At 43.4% G+C, this 18,396-nt stretch carries 13 protein-coding genes; 7 read left to right on the top strand and 6 right to left on the bottom strand.

The window, feature by feature from the left end; genetic code table 11:
• Positions 1-175 precede the first annotated feature (175 nt).
• Positions 176-1,375 (bottom strand): enoyl-ACP reductase FabV, encoded by a 1,200-nt coding sequence (gene fabV / locus AC3CID_RS19695; RefSeq protein WP_171314447.1) that lies wholly within the window; start codon positions 1,373-1,375, stop codon positions 176-178.
• A gap of 81 nt (positions 1,376-1,456) precedes the next feature.
• Entirely contained in the window at positions 1,457-2,074 is a 618-nt protein-coding gene (locus AC3CID_RS19690; protein WP_004730957.1) for an arylesterase, read from the bottom strand.
• Here AC3CID_RS19690 and AC3CID_RS19685 point away from each other — a divergent pair.
• The 3 genes from AC3CID_RS19685 (at position 2,073) to AC3CID_RS19675 (ending at position 7,174) form a co-directional block, all read left to right on the top strand.
• Positions 2,073-2,747: an ABC transporter ATP-binding protein gene (locus tag AC3CID_RS19685; protein ID WP_004730959.1), complete on the top strand. Its 675-nt coding sequence runs from the start codon at positions 2,073-2,075 to the stop codon at positions 2,745-2,747. The genes AC3CID_RS19690 and AC3CID_RS19685 overlap by 2 nt on opposite strands.
• Before the next feature lies 1 nt (position 2,748).
• Entirely contained in the window at positions 2,749-5,187 is a 2,439-nt protein-coding gene (locus AC3CID_RS19680) for an ABC transporter permease (protein WP_488527963.1), read from the top strand.
• Between the two features lie 532 nt (positions 5,188-5,719).
• Entirely contained in the window at positions 5,720-7,174 is a 1,455-nt protein-coding gene (locus AC3CID_RS19675; protein ID WP_488527962.1) for an FAD-dependent oxidoreductase, read from the top strand.
• 219 nt (positions 7,175-7,393) lie between these two features.
• Here the strand turns inward: AC3CID_RS19675 and AC3CID_RS19670 are convergent, their stop codons facing one another.
• From AC3CID_RS19670 to AC3CID_RS19660, 3 genes are all read right to left on the bottom strand, one after another.
• Positions 7,394-8,344 carry a 5-oxoprolinase subunit C family protein gene (locus AC3CID_RS19670; RefSeq protein ID WP_488527961.1) on the bottom strand — a complete coding sequence of 317 codons (951 nt, stop codon included), beginning with the start codon at positions 8,342-8,344 and terminating at the stop codon, positions 7,394-7,396.
• Positions 8,337-9,104 carry a 5-oxoprolinase subunit B family protein gene (locus tag AC3CID_RS19665; RefSeq protein WP_237288887.1) on the bottom strand — a complete coding sequence of 256 codons (768 nt, stop codon included), beginning with the start codon at positions 9,102-9,104 and terminating at the stop codon, positions 8,337-8,339. Before AC3CID_RS19665 ends, AC3CID_RS19670 begins: the two co-directional genes overlap by 8 nt.
• A 176-nt stretch (positions 9,105-9,280) precedes the next feature.
• Positions 9,281-10,024, bottom strand: a complete 744-nt coding sequence (locus AC3CID_RS19660; RefSeq protein WP_017064591.1) for a 5-oxoprolinase subunit PxpA — start codon at positions 10,022-10,024, stop codon at positions 9,281-9,283.
• A gap of 170 nt (positions 10,025-10,194) precedes the next feature.
• Between AC3CID_RS19660 and AC3CID_RS19655 the strand changes: the two genes are divergently transcribed.
• The 4 genes from AC3CID_RS19655 to galE all read left to right on the top strand — a co-directional run bounded on the left by AC3CID_RS19655 (position 10,195) and on the right by galE (position 15,856).
• Positions 10,195-12,258 carry a TonB-dependent receptor plug domain-containing protein gene (locus tag AC3CID_RS19655; RefSeq protein ID WP_488527960.1) on the top strand — a complete coding sequence of 688 codons (2,064 nt, stop codon included), beginning with the start codon at positions 10,195-10,197 and terminating at the stop codon, positions 12,256-12,258.
• Complete coding sequence (locus tag AC3CID_RS19650) at positions 12,248-12,784, top strand: YfiR family protein (RefSeq protein ID WP_237288884.1); 537 nt, start codon at positions 12,248-12,250, stop codon at positions 12,782-12,784. Before AC3CID_RS19655 ends, AC3CID_RS19650 begins: the two co-directional genes overlap by 11 nt.
• Positions 12,784-14,757: a diguanylate cyclase domain-containing protein gene (locus tag AC3CID_RS19645; RefSeq protein ID WP_237288883.1), complete on the top strand. Its 1,974-nt coding sequence runs from the start codon at positions 12,784-12,786 to the stop codon at positions 14,755-14,757. Before AC3CID_RS19650 ends, AC3CID_RS19645 begins: the two co-directional genes overlap by 1 nt.
• 85 nt (positions 14,758-14,842) lie before the next feature.
• Entirely contained in the window at positions 14,843-15,856 is a 1,014-nt protein-coding gene (galE, locus tag AC3CID_RS19640; RefSeq protein ID WP_237288882.1) for a UDP-glucose 4-epimerase GalE, read from the top strand.
• 355 nt (positions 15,857-16,211) lie between these two features.
• Here galE and AC3CID_RS19635 read toward each other — a convergent pair whose 3' ends face one another.
• Positions 16,212-18,347 carry a TonB-dependent hemoglobin/transferrin/lactoferrin family receptor gene (locus AC3CID_RS19635; RefSeq protein ID WP_237288881.1) on the bottom strand — a complete coding sequence of 712 codons (2,136 nt, stop codon included), beginning with the start codon at positions 18,345-18,347 and terminating at the stop codon, positions 16,212-16,214.
• Between the last annotated feature and the right edge of the window lie 49 nt (positions 18,348-18,396).

The following is an 18,396-nucleotide window of genomic DNA, read 5'->3' as shown; positions in this document are numbered from 1 at the left end:
ACTCCGAGTCAATTATGCTAAATGCATCAACACATCCTGTGTTAATTAAGATGAACCAAATAAACTGTGAATCTTACTTTTACTAAGTATAAGAAATGTTGCACAAAAAAACCTCTGCAAAATTGCAGAGGTTTTCAAATGTGAATCTGGGTCTCAGTAATGAGATAAGTTTCGATTAAGGCTTTAACTTTATAAAATCTTCAGTGTTAAGTTTCTGTTTATAGTCTACCGATGGTTGAGCAAAACCGTTCAACTGTAAAAACTCTTCTTTGAATCCTTGATAGTCGCCAATTGCTTGAAAGTTGTTTTCATCCATAGCTTCAAGTAGCTCAGTCACATGGGCTTGGGTTTCTGGATCGAGTTCCCATTCATCCATCCGAATTAGGCGTTCGCCGTCCAGAGGGACTTTTGATTGACCATAGAGTTTGCTACTAAACAGACGCTGCATTTGTTGGATACAGCCTTCGTGGGTCTCTTTCTCTTTCATCACTTTATATAAAGCGAGTAGGTAAGGGCTTAATCCCGGAATGAATACACTGGCTTTGGTGACGAGTGCCTTACACACAGTTGCGTAGGCATTACCGCCGAAGTTTGCTAGTTCAAGATTCAGCGCATGGCTGGTTTGATGAAGGTCTATTTTAGCGCGTCCCAAAGTGCCGTCTAAGTAAATAGGGTGCGTGACTTCTGGACCAACATAGGAAAATGCGATGGTTTTACAACCAGGGGCAATGGATTCAGCGTTGATGAGCTCATCTATCCACTGTTCCCAATCTTCGCCGCCCATGACTTTGAGTGTACTTTCGGCTTCTTCTTCCGTCGCTGCCGCAAGTGTGTCTGTCACCCAGTTGTCGTGCTCTAGCGAGATAGTCGCGCCGGTAACGCTTTCACCAATAGGCTTAATGGCAGAACGCCAAAGCTCATCAGTATTTGGCTTAGGTCGAACGCCCGCCGCTAAGCTATAGATAATCAGATCCACTTCACCTTCGAAGTAGGTTTCAATGGCTTCGACAACTTGTGTACGTGTTTCTTGTGAAAATGCATCGCCAACGATGTTGATAGCAGTGCGTTGCTCTCGTTCGGCTTCTTTCTTGAAGTAGATGTTGTTGTACCAACCAGCACTACCGAGGGACTTTTCGTTAGGACCGCGCTCGAATGAGACGCCGATGGTGTCAGCTTTTGCACCGCCAAAGGTCACGGCAATACGAGCGGCAAGGCCGAAGCCTGAGGAAGCGCCGATAATCAGTACTCGTTTGGGGCCATCTTTGATTTGCGGCGCACTCTTAACAAACTTGATTTGTTGCTTTACAGCTTCTTGACAGCCAAGAGGGTGAGCGCTTTTGGCTACCACACCCTTGATAATAGGTTCGATCAGCATAAATAACCTTACAGTTAACGGTGATATGCACTCAGGCTAACGTAAAGCTGTGTAAAATTTATTGAGCTAGACCATTAAAACTTAAAGATACTGATATAATTCTTCGGCGACGAATTCAGCGATCCAAGGTTGAGCTTCTGGTTTTGGATGCAGTCCGTCGTTCATCATCCACTCAGGTTTAAGGATGATATGCTCTAGGAAAAACGGCAAAAGCGGCACATTTTGTTGATCAGCAAGCGCTGCAAAAACGTATTCAAATTGCTGGTTGTAACGCTTACCGTAATTCGGTGGGATTTTAATCTGCATCATAATTGGCTTGGCGCCCGCAGCTTTTATCTGCTCAATGATTTGATCAAGGTTCGCAGACATCAGCTTAGGTGGGAAGCCACGAAGGCCATCATTTGCACCGAGTTCGATAAGAACAGTGTCTGGAGCATGTTCTTCGAGTAATTGTGGTAAACGAGCTAACCCGTTGCCAGTTGTGTCGCCCGAAATACTGCCGTTTACCACGGTAACTGTTTTGTCATGCTTCGCTAATGCGTTTGGCAATAGACTTGGCCAACTCTGTTTGATGTCCATGTTATAACCAGCACTCAAGCTATCACCAAGTACCAGTAACTTAGAATCTAACTCGGTATCTTGAGCCAAAGAAGCGGTTGAAAATATAATAAAGAATAAAAAGGAAATTAGTCGAGTCATGCATACATCCATCATTAAAGCTGAAGCTGTTTCGAAGACAGTGTCTACTAATCAAGAACATTTAACAATCCTAGAGCACGTCGATATTGATATTCGTGAAGGTGAAACTGTCGCGATTGTCGGCACGTCTGGCGCAGGTAAATCAACCCTAATGACATTGCTTGCAGGGCTTGATGTGCCAACGAAAGGCGAAATCAGTTTATTAGGGCAGCCACTTTCACAGCTTGATGATGAAGCAAGGGCTAAGATCCGCAGTGAATCGGTAGGATTTGTATTTCAAAGCTTCTTATTAATCCCAAGCCTTTCTGCGCTGCAAAATGTCACGCTTCCTTGTCTACTTAAAGGGGAAGACGAAGACATCGAACGTGCGACGGCTTTGCTTGAATCAGTGGGCTTAAAAGACAGGCTTGATCACCTGCCATCTCAACTATCAGGCGGTGAACAACAAAGAGTCGCTTTAGCTCGAGCTTTTATGATCAAGCCAAAAATCCTTTTTGCTGACGAACCCACAGGCAACCTAGACCAACAAACTGCAGCCAAAATTGTCGAGTTGTTGTTTGAGTTGAACTCATCACATGGCACAACGCTTGTTCTAGTGACGCATGATCCTAAACTCGCACAACGTTGCCAACGAACACTTAAGATGCATGTCGGTCAGATAGAGGAAGTCTAAATTGAATTCATCAAACGGACTGAATAAACGCCTGTTCTCATGGAGTATCGAAGAGATTCGACACGGTCAGTTATGGCCAGTTTCCATAGCATTAACACTGATCATTGCGTGTGTTTTTGCATTGTCGGCATTGGCCGAACGTATGGAGCAGGTGATTGTTAAACAGGGCAAAGATGCGCTTACTGCCGATAGCGTGTTTATCTCAGCAAACCCAATCCCGCAACCCTTGCTGGACCTCACTCAGGTTGAACAGTTAAAAAGCTCTCAGTTGACCCGTTTTTCAACGATGGCATTCAGTGATAACTCGATGCAGCTAGTGACGGTGAAAGCGGTTGAAAGTAATTACCCATTACGTGGAGAAATGATACTAGAAGGTGCGGACAATGTGTCTAGTAACCATGTTGCGCCAGGTGAACTTTGGTTAGACGAGCGTATATTTGCACAGCTTGAGGTTGAAATTGGTGACAATGTCACTATTGGCGATGCCGATTTAACGATAACAGGGCGTATCACCCAAGAGCCAGGTTTGAGCTTTAACCCATTCCAACAAATGCCTGCTGTGCTAATTCATACCAGCGATATCGAGGCCACTGGAGCGATTCAACCGGGCAGTCGCGTAAGCTTTAGGCTGTTTCTAAACGGTGATGATACAAAACTGAAAGCCGCGCAAGACAGCGTAGAATTGACACCGAGCGATCGCTGGCGCACGCAAGATTCAGCGAGTCGCACTAACGACATGTTCGAGAGCACAACTCAATATCTTTCGCTAACGGTTGCTATCGTTGTGATCATGGCGGCGACCACTTTGGTACTTACTTGCCAACATTATGTTGCGAGTCGCCGTAAAACCATTGCGATGCTTAAGAGTTTAGGCGCAAGCAAGCAATGGATCATTAAATGGTTGTTTGTACAGGTATCTCTGTTAGTGGCCATCGGCGCTGTACTAGGAATTACAATAGGGGTCGGCTTAGAGTTTCTACTTCGTATACCATTAGGTGATTTGTTGCCAACACCACTTCCTAGCTATGGTATTGAACCTGTCATTTTGGCGATTTTATCAAGTATCCTCATTGGTGTGCCTGCTCTTGGTATTCCGTTAATTGGCTTGGTCAACACTTCGGCAATCAGCGTGATTCAATCAAGTCATCAATCAAATGAAAGCTACAAGAAATACTTGTTATTGCTGGTACCTATAATTCCAATGATGCTGATGTACGGCGACAATCTGTTGGTATGGATAGTTCTAGCAGGTATCGCATGCCTGTTCTTAGTGCTCGCGATTGTCAGTACGTTTGTTCTGCGTTTGGTCGGCAAGCTGCCGACGTCGATATCTATGCGTTTGGCATTGAGCCGAATTAATCGCACACCATTAGCAACAGGGATTCAATTTGGTTCTCTAGCGCTATCTTTGATGCTGCTATCGATCATATGGCTTGTGAGAAGTGACTTGTTGTCGGATTGGCAACAAACCTTGCCCGAGAACGCACCTAATGCGTTTGCGCTGAATATTGCGAGCTATGAGAAAGACAGTTATCTCGAGACGATTGATGCAAACGGAGTAGAGCGTACTCAAGCGTTTCCAATTATACGAGGAAGACTCACGACCATTAATGGCGTTGAAGCGGCAAAATACAGTGATACCTCACAAGAAACAGATGCACTAAGCCGCGAAATCAACTTCACTTGGGGAGATAGCCTTCCTGAGTACAATGAAGTGTTAGAAGGCAGCTGGACACAAGAGCAGGGCGTATCTGTGGAATCCGATGTCGCGGAGCAGCTGGGTCTAAAGATTGGCGATGAGTTATCGTTCACAATCAACAGCCAGAATGTCTCTGCCAAGGTGAACAGCATCCGAAAAGTAGAGTGGCGAGAAATGAAGCCGAACTTCTACTTCATATTTACGCCAGATGTCTTGAGCTCTATTCCTTCTACTTGGCTCGTCAGCTTCCGACTAGAAGAACAACATAATCAGATGCTCAACGAACTCTCTCGAAATCACCCAACCGTGAGTTTGATGGATATTCGTAAGATGGGTAGCAAGATCCAAGAGTTGCTCAAACAGATTGTTTGGTCGATAACCGTACTTGCGGCTCTGGGTGTGATAGCAGGGTTGTTGCTAATCTTTACTCTGTTGCGATTGAGCTTGTCTCAAAGACAACAAGAGATACGTTTGTACCGCACTTTAGGTGCGAGCAAGAAGCGAATTCTTAACACCATTTGGTGTGAATACGGGCTAATGGCCTTAGTGGCTGGGTCAATTGCTGCGCTGGGTTCTGAACTCAGTGTTGCAGGGGTAATGAACTTTGGCTTCGAGTTAGAACCTTCACTCCACCCAATGCTGTGGATGGCGCTACCCGTGCTAACGTTCATCACATTGGCCGCGGTAGTAAATAGCTTAATCAAACGTTTGTTGGCACCAGTAAACAAGGATTTTGGTTAGTCGCTAGCGAGATCTAACCAAATGCTTAAAACGGTCTAAAAGTGACATTATTTATATTTAGTTATGCACTATTTATAAGGCGTCGCTTTAGACCGTTTTTTATTTGACCAATGCGTAGCACAAGTAACGAATATCGCACCTTATTCTCCACTCTTTTCAGCATTTTTTAAAACTAACCCCGTAATAATGCCGATTTAATGAACAGCGGTTAGTCCCTGTAAACAAAGGGTTTGCGCAACTTAGCAAGAACGTTATCAACAGTTATCCACAAAAACGGTGGATAACTTTAGGGATAAGTTAACCTCTATGTTTTAAGAGTACTGAGGCAGCCTTTATGTGGCGTCACTTAGGACAAATGTGACGGTTATAATAACCTTTAAAACTCAATCTTGAGTTATTGAGTCAAGAGATTATTTAGGTTTTTTACATAGATATTAAATACTGCCTATCTAAGACCTTGATAAAAATGTGTTTTAATTCGTAGCAGAACAAAAGTAGAATAGTGGCAGTTAATCATATTCTATAGAACACGATGAACCACAACAAAACGGATACAAATCAGCCTTCTATTGCCATTGTTGGTGGTGGTATTGCCGGAACCACGAGCGCGATTCATTTTAGTGAGTTGGGTTATAAGGTCACTATCTTGGAAAAAGGACCGAGTTTGGTTAATGGTCCACCAATTTGCCATCTGCACGCTGGTGGCAATTTGTATCGAGATATTTCTGTAGAGCAATGTCTTCAGTTGCTCAAGCAGTCAATTGATACCGTTCGTTTGTTTCCTCATACGCTCAATATTCGTCCGACAATTATTGCTGTTCCACACAGTGATGGTGGAGAGCCGTTGGATCTGCTTCCGCGTCTAAAGATAATCAAGAACGCTTATGCCGAGCTTGTTAATCAAGATAAAAGCAACCAAGTGCTTGGTCAACCGGAAGAGTATTACAAGCTGTATAGTAAAGATGAGTTATTAGCACTTGCTACCCAAGCACAGCCTCTGAAACCAACATCGCTTGATGAGTGGTGTATTCCTTTCGCTAAACATACGGATCTAGAAACCCTTAAGTATCCTGTTGCTATGGTTCAAGAGTATGGTTGGAGTGTATTCCGACTCTCTGCAACCGCTCAACTCTCTTTGGGGCAACAGTCTAATTGCACCGTGTTAACCAATAGCCGATTGCAATCTGTTGAATCGTTAGAGCAAGGCTGGTCTTTGACTTATACCGATGCCGAAAACCAAAGCTGTCACCTAGCGACCGATTACTTGATTAATGCAAGTGGCTTTGAAACGGGCATTGTGGATGACTTTGTCGGCTCTAAACAGCAAAGACTGGTTGAGTTCAAAGCCGCATACGTTACGCAGTGGCCGTATTCACAAGAATGTAAGGAAGAGTGGCCAGAGGTTATCTTCCATGGCCCAAGAGGCACACCACAAGGCATGGCTCAATTAACACCGTACGCTGATGGTGTATTCCAACTTCACGGTATGACAGAAGGGATTACTCTGTTTGAGGGTGGGCTTGTTTCTTCATCAACAGATTCATCACAGCCTCAGCTGCCTTCTAAGCTTCTTAAGAAAATCGTATCTGGTTGGAGTGAAGAGCAGCTTGGATTAAGAACTCGCGCAGCGATAACGCATATGTCTCAGTTCATCCCAAGTTTCAGCTCTGCATTGGTAGGTGGCAAGCCTTTGTTTGGAGCACAACAGATTCCGGGAACCGATCCGAGCTTAAGAGCTTCAGACGTTTCATTCTGTGGTGATCGCTATGCTCGACTTGAAGTAGTGAAAGCTTCTTCAACCCTAGAGGCTGCACAAAAGGTCGCTGAGCATTGGTTTGATGTCGCAGAGTCAGTATCGATTGAAGATACACACTCAGTGACAATGTCACTTAATCTAAGTGACATTGAGAATAGAGCGATAGATTTGACACAAGAACGTGGATACCCAGAAGCCCTTGCAAAGGTGTCAGGCCAAGATCACGCTTAATACTCAGTCATAATCGACTACGCTGAACATCTTCAATTCGGCTTACTTTGACAGGTAAGCCGAACCTTTAACTGCAACGCCTGCTTGTATCTTGTCAATTACCTGAACTACATCTTCCAAACGAAACCTTCCTGGCTAACTCTTTCAAGATTCTTAGATTCTTAGATTCTTAGATTCTTTGCGACATAACTACAGAGTTACATAGCTACAGAGCAAAAACTAATAACCGAAAAATTGAGCCCATTGGCACCAAACATCTTGTAAGCCTAAGCGATCTCCCTTGCTGAATGATATCGCATGTCCAGGTTTGGCTTGTGCTAAGCGCGGTAAATCGATTCTGGCGACACATCCAATCTTTGGGTAGCCACCAATAGTCTGTCTGTCATTAAGCAACACGATAGGTTGCCCATCTTGGGGGATTTGAATCGCACCTAAGGCAATGCCTTCTGACAATAGCGAAATATCAGGTGAATCAACCGATTCACCACTCAGTCGATAACCCATGCGATTTGAATTTTGGTCAACGTGATACTGCGCGTTATACAAAGTCTCTTTTGCTGACTCGGAGAATAGTTCGCTTTGATAGCCTTCAATCACTCGCAGGTTCACTGGTAGGTTGTAATTAGGCGTGTATCGGAAGGTGACACTCAACGCTTTAAACAGGCGAGAGAGTTTGTGTTGGGTAAACGCAATTTGTTGCCCTTGCTGGCATGGCTCTCCATCTTTCGTTAATCCACCAATCTTTTCTCGAGTCACCGTAGAACAGCTATGAAGAGTTGATGGAACATCGAAGCCACCCTTAATGGCTAAATACGCCCTTAGACCATTTTTAGGTAAACCAAATGAGAGAACTTGCCCAGAGAAAGCTTGAAAAGTACGCCAGTTCGACTGTGGTTTGCCATCGAGCTTCGCTTGTAAATCGCCACCACATAATGCCATCTCACAATCAAAATCGATTCGTAACGCACATTGCCCAAGCGTGATTTCCAACGCCGCTTGGTTGACTGGGTTTCCGAGCAGGTGATTGGCCCAGCTATATGAGTAATCATCAACAGGACCGCCTTGTGTCAACCCGAGGTGAGCGACACCAAATCGTCCGAAGTCTTGAATCAAACTCAACGGGCCGGGTTTAATCACTGTTAGTGTTGGTTTAGCTATTGTATTAACCATTAGCGACATCTCCACTAATCTCCATAAGCCTAAGCTCTACAAATTCTTGTTTTGAAATCGCGATGAAACGGACCGTATCACCGACATTAAGTAGAGACAGCGGCGTTTGCGTGGTATCAGCGTTCTTCAATTGGCTGTGATCAAACAGTGCGATCGGGCAATTGCCAATAATATTCCAACCGCCCGGTGAGTCCGAAGGATACACCGCCGTTTTCGTATCCGCGATGGCGATGCTGCCTTTCGGTACACTTAAACGTGGGGTTGAATGACGAGGCAAAGCAAGCTCGCTGACCACATTAGACATAAACGCAAAGCCAGGCGTAAACCCAATCGCACTGACGCTGTATGTTTGTGAGGTGTGATGTTGAATGATTTCATCCAGCGAGATGCCTTTGGCTTGATATCGGTCTAAATCGAGTGCTGTTTCTGGTGAGTAATAGGCGGGAAGCTCGATAGTGTTACGCGTGTTAATAACACTAGAGAAAGACGAAATAGCATGACTCAACAAGGCGTTGAGTTGTTCCATGAGCTGCTGTTCTGATATTCGATAAGGTAGGTAATCGACCAATATTGTTTGGTAAGCCGGCGTCACATTCATCAACACCGATGCTAAATTTTGGCGAATGGCATCGGAAAAGTGAGCCATGTACTGCGCATATTCGGCGCTAGACTGATTATTTGAAGGCGATAGCGCCAAGGTGACCAAAACACTGCATTCTGCGACTGGCGCTATATTGAATTCAATTTGATTCGTCGTCATTTCGTTTCCATACGTTTGTTTGCCTTTGATTTACTTACTGCCTTTTATTTGCGTATTTGGCGTTTCTAACTTCCGTGTCCAAACCAATACAAAGCAATTAGACCTTACGAGCAATTGGTTAAGTGCTCGTAAGGCGAGCGATAAGGCCATGCGCCATACCAATCACACGCTTCATATTAGTTAAAAGCGTTGAGGTCTTGTCTGATTTTTCTAATTAGTGCGATGGATTGGGGGTTATCACCATGAACACAGATGGTATCGGCTTCAATAGGCAGTCTTTCACCTTCAATGGTCGTGACCGAACCGTAGTTAATGATTTGCATGACTTGGTTGTAGATGTCGTCTTGATTGACGTAAACCGAGCCTTTTTGTGTTCGCGGCGATAACTGCCCATTATTCAAGTATGCACGATCGGCAAACGCTTCAAACAAGAGGGGTAAGTCATGATCGTCAGCAATATCTAAATACTGCTGATTGTCTGACGAAGAGAGGATCATTAAGGGGATGTTAAATTCAGCGACGGCTTGTGCTACCGCATTAAACACATCAATGTTCGCCATCATATCGTTGTAAAGGGCGCCATGAGGTTTCACATAACCAACAGATGCATGGTGATATCGGCAAAGGGCTTGTAGTGCACCGACTTGATAACAAACCAGTTCACTGATCTCATCCATGGTGTGCGGAATAGAACGGCGACCAAATCCGACTAAATCTTGATAACCAGGGTGAGCACCTATTTGGGTGTGATAGTGCTGTGCCAGTTTAATAGTCTTGGACATAACGTGCGGATCAGACGCGTGAAAGCCACAAGCGATGTTTGCCATATCGACCCATTCCATGACCGACTCATCATCGCCCATCTTCCAATTGCCGAAACTTTCTCCCATGTCGCAATTAAGCAAAATCTTCGTTGTCACGTGGTGCTAATCCTTTACGTTGAGGTAAGTAATGACGGTCTTATAAATGCCATAAATAAACAGTGACCTGACTCAAACTTTCGACACCGAAAATTTACCAGTATGGCATTTCATATATAGTTGAACTATTGATTAAAGGATTAATATCTATCTGTATATTAGGTGAGCACATGATATCGCGCCAGGTTTGCTTAGGACTAGCATTAACGACACCTGTTTTTGTAGCTGCTCAAGAAAACTCTTTAGACCAACTCATGTCGATGAGCCTTGAAGAGTTGTCTATGTTAGATGTTGAGATGGAAACGGCTTCGAAAGTGACACAAAAACTTGCCGACATTCCCTCATCGGTTTATGTACTTTCTAATGAGCGAATTCAACGCAGTGGGGCTAAAACCATTGCGGAAGTGCTGACGCTAGTACCCGGCCTCAAAGTGACTAAGTTTAACGAGACCTCGTGGTTTGTTTCGACGCGCGGCTTTCATGATGGGCTGTATAACAAAATGCTCGTGATGATGGATGGACGAAGCTTATTTAGCCCAGTCTATGGCGGCACGTATTGGAGCGATGTTGACTATATACTTGCCGACATCGAACGTATCGAAGTATTAAAAGGCCCCGGCGGAACGATTTGGGGAGGCAATGCGGTTAATGGTGTGGTAAATATCATTACTAAGTCTGCCAATGATACTCAAGGGACGTATCTCTCTGGTGTCGCCTCTAATACTAAAAATTACGAGTTTAGTGTTCGTCAGGGTTTAAGCTTGAATGACGATGTGAATGCGCGTGCATTCTATAAGTACCGAGAAGAACCCACGTATCGCACAAACGAATCTGAAAAATGGAAAGCGCAAACGGCTGGGATGGTGTTTCAACCAAGTAATACTGAAGAAAACTGGTCATTGCGTATCGGCGGCGAGAAAAGCTTTTACGAGTCGGAACTCTATACGTTCCAATATGATAACTCAGGTTCGTTTGTCGGTTCACAAGCCAATGATTTCGATAACAAGAGCCAATCTGTTTACGTCCAATTCAACGACTCTCGCCATTTTGATGAAAGTTCGACACTCTCATATTCGTTATGGGGGGAATATAATGAGGATAACGCGCCAGATGCTCCGGGAAGCTACTCGACCCTCGATTTTGACTCGACCTATATCAACCAGCTATCTGCAAAGCATCAGATGACACTCGGTGGTGGCCTGCGATATATGTATCTTGATTTCTCGTCTAGCCAAGTTTCGGAGGTTGATTGGTACAATCCCGATTACGAAGGTCGAGCCTACAATATCCAATCTGCCAACGATTATATTGCGAACGCTTTTATACAGTCTCAAATTCAAATGACGGAAGCGCTATCTATTACTATTGGTGCCAAGGTCGAGCACTTTACACAGAATGATTCAACTGAGCTTTCACCTCAATTGCGAGGTTTATATAAGTTAACTCAACGTCATTCTGTGTGGGCGGGGCTCAGCCGTGCAGTGGTTGCACCATCATATATGGATTCAAACTCTACATACTACTTCAACAGTTATAATACCGATTCAAACGACAGTTATCTGGATGTCTATAAATCAAACTCTAACCTTGAAATAGAGGACGTCATAACGGCTGAAATGGGGTATCGTTACTCTAACAATTCAAATTTCGAGCTCGATGCAACAATCTACCTGAGTGAACATGACAATCTACGCTTCCACAGCTATGACCCGAATGATATCCCCGCGAATCATGTCTATGTCGGTGCATTATCTGATGATTATAAAGCGAAAACCTATGGCTTAGAGTTAGGCGCAAGTTATCAAATTACAGAAGATCTCACCAGTTACCTGAGTTATGCCTATTCAACGTTAGAGGGTGAAAACAAGGGTGATGACCCTAAATCTAGCCCACAAACTGGCGTCTATCATGACATTGATAATGAACATTTAGCCACGGCACAGTTGATGTGGAATATCACCGATAGCTGGCAATTCGATGTTATCGGCCAATACATTAACGTGAATTACCCAGACTATTGGATAGCAGGCGATGGCACTCAATACGAATGGCAATCTTACCCACATGAAATAACTTTTGATGCACGTCTTGCATGGAAAAAATCATCCGCAGCACCTTTAATTGAAGTGGTCGTTGAAAACATTGGTAAGAGTGACGGTTATCAAGCTGAGTTCACGTCTGAAAAAAGTGTTAACCAAGAGTCCGTATATGTGAGGGTCTCTCATGAATTCTAAGTGGCGCAAGTACCGTATTAAGCTTGGTTTTACTAAGCTCAGCCTTGCCACTTTAGCTATGTTTATTGTGCCTTTGAATACATCGGCGGCTAGCTTCAAGCCTTATGAAGTGAAAGCGGTGTACCTATTTAGAATTGCCAACTTTATTCGTTGGAACGACGAAAGCACCATGAATACGGTTAACTTCTGTGTGATTGGCGATGAGAAGGTAAGCAAAGCACTGACGTCGATTACACAAGGAAAATCTATTCGTTCTCTTGCTATTCAAGTTCATCAATTGGTGACTCCTAAGTGTGATATCACTTATCTATCTGATCTCGATAATGATGAATTTAGCCGTAAAGCCCACTCACCACATACTGTGACGATTAGCGATATCCCAAACTTTACGGACATGGGAGGAGTCATTGAGCTAACGCACATCGATAATAAGCTAAAGCCTAAGATCAACTTAGTGAATGCAAGACGCGGTGAATACGTCATCGGCTCAAACCTGTTACGAATCGCTATAGTGGAGGGCCAATAATGTTGTCTTTCATTAATAATTTATCGATTAAAAACAAGCTGATATTACCGATTGTCATCTTCATCGCGGTTACTTTTGTGACGATTCAATCAGTTAATTACACTGTCACTTTTGAGCGAGAGAAAGAGAGTCTTATTCAGCGAGTTAAAGTGTTGGCACAAGGTGTTGCTTATAACCTACAAGCTGCGATTCTATTTGAGGATAAATCTTCGGCTCAGGAGATTTTGTCAGCCTTCGTTGCGGATAAAGATATCGTCAGGGTGAAGCTCTATGACATTAATGAACAGCTTTTTGCGAGTTATCAAGTCAGTAATACGCTAGTTCCAAGACCGAATACAGATGAATTAAATGACATCGCGGATCACCAATTTGCCATCTCCGAGAATTTCATCTTTTTGCTTGTTCCGGTGACGCTGGACGACGCTGTGATCGCTAACTTGAGGGTGACAATATCAAAAGAAACGTTTAATACGATCTTAACGAATATTTTTAAGGTTGCAGCCGTCTATTTGCTGTTTCTAGTGATCTTAGGCGGGGTACTGGTCAAATTGGTTCAACGCTTGATTATCGAACCGATGTTTGACCTTAATGAGGCGATGCAAGCCTTTGTTGAACGTCGTTCAGAACAACAAAAATTAGTCGCAACGAACCACGATGAGATAGGGGATCTGGTCCGAGCTTTTAATACCATGCTCGAAAGACTTCAACATCGTGACAACCAAATCAATTTTACGCTCGATAAACTACAAGAAGAAAAGTCGTTTGCAAATGAGGTAATTGAAACTGTTCAGCACTCGTTGTTGGTAGCCGATGAAAAAGGGTTCATCGTTCATGCGAACGCTGCCACTCGTGACATTTTTAAATGTACCGAAGCGTTTCTTGAAAATTTATTGATCCAAGAGTTGATTGCGACAAAGCAAACTGGGCTCTTACAAGAGGTTATCGACGCTAATATTGAGCTCAATGACGAACTACTCGAAACCACCGATCTCTTTCACTCAAAACGCTGGCTTCGTGTGAGTAGCCGTTCGTTGTCAAAGCACGGTCGTATTCTTTATGCAATCCAAGATGTCACGGGGATAGAAACGGCCATGAGTCGCCAGCGTATAGCAGCGGGTGTTTTTGAGAACAGTAAAGACGGCTTAATCGTACTGAATTCATCCAACGTAATTACCATGGTCAACCCAGCGGTCACCCAACTTCTTGGTTATCACGCTGATCTGCTGGTGGGCAAAACACCATTTGACGTTTTTTCTTGGCAACAGTTTTCATCCCTAATGCCGACAATTCGCAGCTCATTGGAAAATTATGGCCAGTGGCAAGGCGAGGTATGGGAGAAGAGTGCATCCGGCACTTTGGTTCCAATGTTTGTAAAAGTGAATCGAGTTTCGTCAGACAACGAGAAAGACGAGTTTGATATGGTACTCACATTGTCTGATTTATCTAATGTCAAAGAGATGGAAAGGCTCGAACACTTGGCTCATCACGACGCATTAACGGGTTTGGCCAACAGAGCTCAGCTGTATAAAGTTATGGATGATGTCGTCACGTCTAGCCATTATTCTAATCAACACTTCGCGGTTATCTATTTGGATCTCGATGGCTTTAAACACGTTAATGATAACTATGGACACGATGCGGGCGACGAAATCCTCAAAGCAGTATCGAGCCGGTTGTTATCTCAAGTTCGTGCAGGAGATTTGGTAGCACGTTTGTCGGGTGATGAATTTGTTCTTATTATTAAACAAACCAACAAAGTCTTGTTAGCAAAGTTAGCGGAGCGACTGTTGGAGCTGATCGGGCAAGAAGTAACCCATAAACAGCGCTCGCTTCATGTTGGAGCGAGCTTGGGCATACACTTAGTTGATGGTTCAGAGCGTGATATAGACGTGATCCTAAAGGTTGCCGATGAGGCGATGTACCAAGCAAAACGCAAAGGAAAAGGTCAATTTGTGTTCTCTCGTGATAGTTAATAGCCGTAGGCGTTTGTGACCTCTACCTAAGTTGTTGTATCATAAGTGATAGGTTGAATATTTTTAATTAAAAGGTCTGCTAAACATGAATGTTTTAGTTACAGGTGGCATGGGTTACATCGGTAGCCATACAAGTATCCAGATGATCAACGCAGGAATGACACCTGTACTTTTTGATAGCTTGTATAACAGTAAACCAAGCGTTCTAGAGCGTATCGAAAAAGTATCTGGTGTTCGCCCTAATTTCATTGAAGGTGACGTTCGTCATAAAGCGCTTTTGACTGAAACCATGAAGCAACACAACATTGAAGCAGTTATTCATTTCGCTGGCCTAAAGGCGGTTGGTGAATCTGTGGCTAAGCCTCTTGAATACTATGACAATAACGTCAACGGCACGTTAGTCCTTGTTGATGCAATGCGTGACGCTGGTGTGAAAACCTTAGTATTCAGCTCTTCAGCAACGGTCTACGGCGATCCTGCGAGTGTGCCTATCACCGAAGATTTTCCAACAAGCGCAACCAATCCTTACGGTCGTAGTAAGCTAATGGTTGAAGAGTGCTTAACCGATTTCCAAAAAGCCAATCCAGATTGGAGCATTACGCTGCTGCGTTACTTTAACCCAGTAGGTTCACACCCAAGTGGTGAGCTAGGTGAAGACCCGCAAGGTATTCCAAATAACCTAATGCCATTTGTCTCTCAAGTAGCCGTGGGCCGCCGTGAATTCCTATCGGTATTTGGTAGCGATTATCCAACAAAAGATGGGACTGGTGTTCGTGATTACATCCACGTCATGGATCTGTCTGATGGTCATATCGCAGCGCTTGAGAAAGTAGGGCGTAAAGACGGTCTTCATATCTACAACCTTGGCACTGGTAACGGTTCGAGTGTATTAGATATGGTTAAAGCGTTCGAGAAAGCGAGCGGTAAACAAGTCCCTTATCAACTGGTCGATCGTCGCCCAGGTGATATCGCAGAATGTTGGGCAGACCCTGCTAAAGCTCAGAAAGAGCTCGGCTGGAATGCGACGCGTACATTGACTGAAATGACGGAAGATACATGGCGCTGGCAGTCAACGAATCCTAATGGTTTCCCTGGCTGATCTAGTAGTTTCATGAATGATTAATATACAAAAAGATGCTTTAGGGCATCTTTTTTGATCTAAATCGAATAAAAAGTGAATTAGTGGTTAAAAAGTATCATTCTGTATCGGTTGTTGTTATCATGCTCGCGAATTATATGTTTAATGTTAATTTTCTTTGGAGTTAATCATGGAACTAGGCCTAATTATCACTTTCATCATTGCTGCTGCAGTAATGGTTAAGAAAGAGATGGCAGAGAAGTAATTTCACTTTATCCCTTTTTTATACAATTTTTAGTGAAATAATAAAAGCCAGCGTTTAGCTGGCTTTTTAGTATCTGCTGTATACGTTTCTGTGGTTCAGCTTACTAACGAATTAGAATTCGTATTTAGCGGTGATTGACCAGTTACGACCAGCTTGCGTGTAATCTTTATCTTCTTGTGAGAATCCACGAACATCATTCCACGAATAGTACTCTTCATCCGTAACGTTGAAAAGACCAGCTCTAAGCGTAAGATCCTTCATCGGCAAGTAGTATGCAGTTAGGTCAACTACTGTTGCAGAATCAGTCGGTAGAATTTCGTCTTTTAGACCCGCGCTATTTATATCACTAGACTTCTTGCCAGCTGTATAACTAATGTTAAGTGATGTACCCCATAATGCTGAAGGAGCATCATAGTTAAATCCAACTACAGCATTCCAAGGGTTCACGCTGTTAAGAGGGTTACCTTTACCGTCTTCACCTTCTGTGTACGTAGCTGCAACACGGGTACTCACACCTTGTACCGGCATGAAGCTATTCCAAGACAACGTGTTTGAAGCCTCGATACCTTTGATTACTGCTTCATCAATGTTGATATTCTTATAGACTGTCGGATCCATAGGAGAGCCAGAACCACTAACAGGCTGAGTATCAATAAAGTTATCATAGTCGCTGTAGAAGATAGCGATTTCACTTGATGAATAATTTGTGTTGTGGCGCCAACCTAGCTCGTATGAAATACTTTCTTCAGCTTCTAAATCTGGGTTAGGGGCATTAACATAACCGTGAGCTGGATTACCAAATGAATAGTAAAGCTCTTGGAAATCAGGAGCTCTGAATCCTTGGCTAATTTGACCGAAGATCTTATTTTCGTCATTAAGCGTGTAAGTTGTACCTAAGCGTCCAGTTACAGCTGAGTCTGAATATTTTGCATAAGCTTCTTCAGGGTTTCCACTTGGGTTTTGGCTTGTATTACCAGGATCCGTTTCAAAGCCGTCAAAACGAACCCCCGGAGTAATCATCCAATTTCCGATCGTCATTTCATTTTGTGCAAAAAATCCATACTTTCTTTCTGATGCTGAAGGAATATAGAAGATAACTTGGTCTGCACTGATTGAGTTATATTCGTTATTAACGTTTTTAATATCTTTGTCCGAATATGAAGCACCATAGATAAAGTAATTTTCTACATTACCTGTCATGAAGAACTTATCGAATTGCACATCAAGCTGGTAACCTTTATCTTCGTAGATATAGTCCTTTTTCTGAACGTTGCCAGCTGGCGGTAAGAACATACTACCACCCTTAGATGTACGATTAGTTACGCCATTTTCTTCTTTGCTCAACCAGTCAGCTTGCCAAGTAACGGTGTCGGCAAACGCTAAGTTAGCATCCCAAATATGTTTGATACCAATTTGTTGTTGACTAGTCGAATCTTCGCCAGTGTAACCGGTGTAGCTTGAGCTATTTAAATCGGTATCACCTGAATTCTCGATAAAATTACCTGAGAATTCTAAACGATGTTGTTCATTTAATTGATATTGAAGCTTAACCAGTAAGTTGTTGTTTTGAGTGTCTTGCTCATTAGGTGTACCGAAGTTTTCAGTTTGCTCACCATCCCTGCGAGTATAAGCAACTAGCGTTTCAAGATCTCCAATACGATTCGCTAAGGCAACAGATTCGCTAAATGTGTTATCAGATGAAGAGTAGTTGAACTTCGCGTGCCCCCCGAAATCTTTGCCTTTTAAAAAGTCACTTGGGTCTTTTGTTTCAAACGCAGCAATACCACCAATAGCGTCTGAACCGTAAAGAGAAGAAGCCGCACCTTTAACTATCTCTACAGACTTCAACATGTCCGTATCAATATCAACGCGCGAAGAGTTGATGAAGTTATATGACTGAGTACCACTCGGGGTAAATTGGCTAGTTTGTGATACTCCATCAACGATAACCTTTACTCGGTTACCTTCCATACCACGAATATTAATACCTTGAATCCCCTGACGAGAATTCGTAGTGACGGTGACACCTGGTGTGTACTTAAATAAATCGTTTACATCCGTTACCATGTTTTTTTCGATATCTTTATCGTTAATCACAGTTACCGATGCAGCAACATCTTCAAGTTGTTGATTAGTACGAGTCGAAGATACAACAACCTCATCAAATAGGGCATAATCGTCAGCAAAGGCTGATGTTGATGAAAGCGCTAAAACGATTGAAGCAGAGAGTAGGGATTGCTTATACATCTGATAGTTACCTTAGTTCCATAGTATTATCTTGATTTGCGAAAGATAA

The organism is Vibrio sp. QJM3NY_21 (assembly GCF_057785975.1).
This window is presented reverse-complemented; position numbering and strand designations above follow the sequence as displayed.

Excerpts from the sequence above, each read along its gene's own strand:
- galE (WP_237288882.1), top strand. The coding sequence starts at position 14,843 with ATGAATGTTTTAGTTACAGGTGGCATGGGTTACATCGGTAGCCATACA.
- AC3CID_RS19645 (WP_237288883.1), top strand. The coding sequence starts at position 12,784 with ATGTTGTCTTTCATTAATAATTTATCGATTAAAAACAAGCTGATATTA.
- AC3CID_RS19655 (WP_488527960.1), top strand. The coding sequence starts at position 10,195 with ATGATATCGCGCCAGGTTTGCTTAGGACTAGCATTAACGACACCTGTT.
- AC3CID_RS19685 (WP_004730959.1), top strand. The coding sequence starts at position 2,073 with ATGCATACATCCATCATTAAAGCTGAAGCTGTTTCGAAGACAGTGTCT.
- AC3CID_RS19635 (WP_237288881.1), bottom strand. The coding sequence starts at position 18,347 with ATGTATAAGCAATCCCTACTCTCTGCTTCAATCGTTTTAGCGCTTTCA.
- AC3CID_RS19650 (WP_237288884.1), top strand. The coding sequence starts at position 12,248 with ATGAATTCTAAGTGGCGCAAGTACCGTATTAAGCTTGGTTTTACTAAG.
- AC3CID_RS19670 (WP_488527961.1), bottom strand. The coding sequence starts at position 8,344 with ATGGTTAATACAATAGCTAAACCAACACTAACAGTGATTAAACCCGGC.
- AC3CID_RS19675 (WP_488527962.1), top strand. The coding sequence starts at position 5,720 with ATGAACCACAACAAAACGGATACAAATCAGCCTTCTATTGCCATTGTT.
- AC3CID_RS19665 (WP_237288887.1), bottom strand. The coding sequence starts at position 9,104 with ATGACGACGAATCAAATTGAATTCAATATAGCGCCAGTCGCAGAATGC.
- AC3CID_RS19690 (WP_004730957.1), bottom strand. The coding sequence starts at position 2,074 with ATGACTCGACTAATTTCCTTTTTATTCTTTATTATATTTTCAACCGCT.
- fabV (WP_171314447.1), bottom strand. The coding sequence starts at position 1,375 with ATGCTGATCGAACCTATTATCAAGGGTGTGGTAGCCAAAAGCGCTCAC.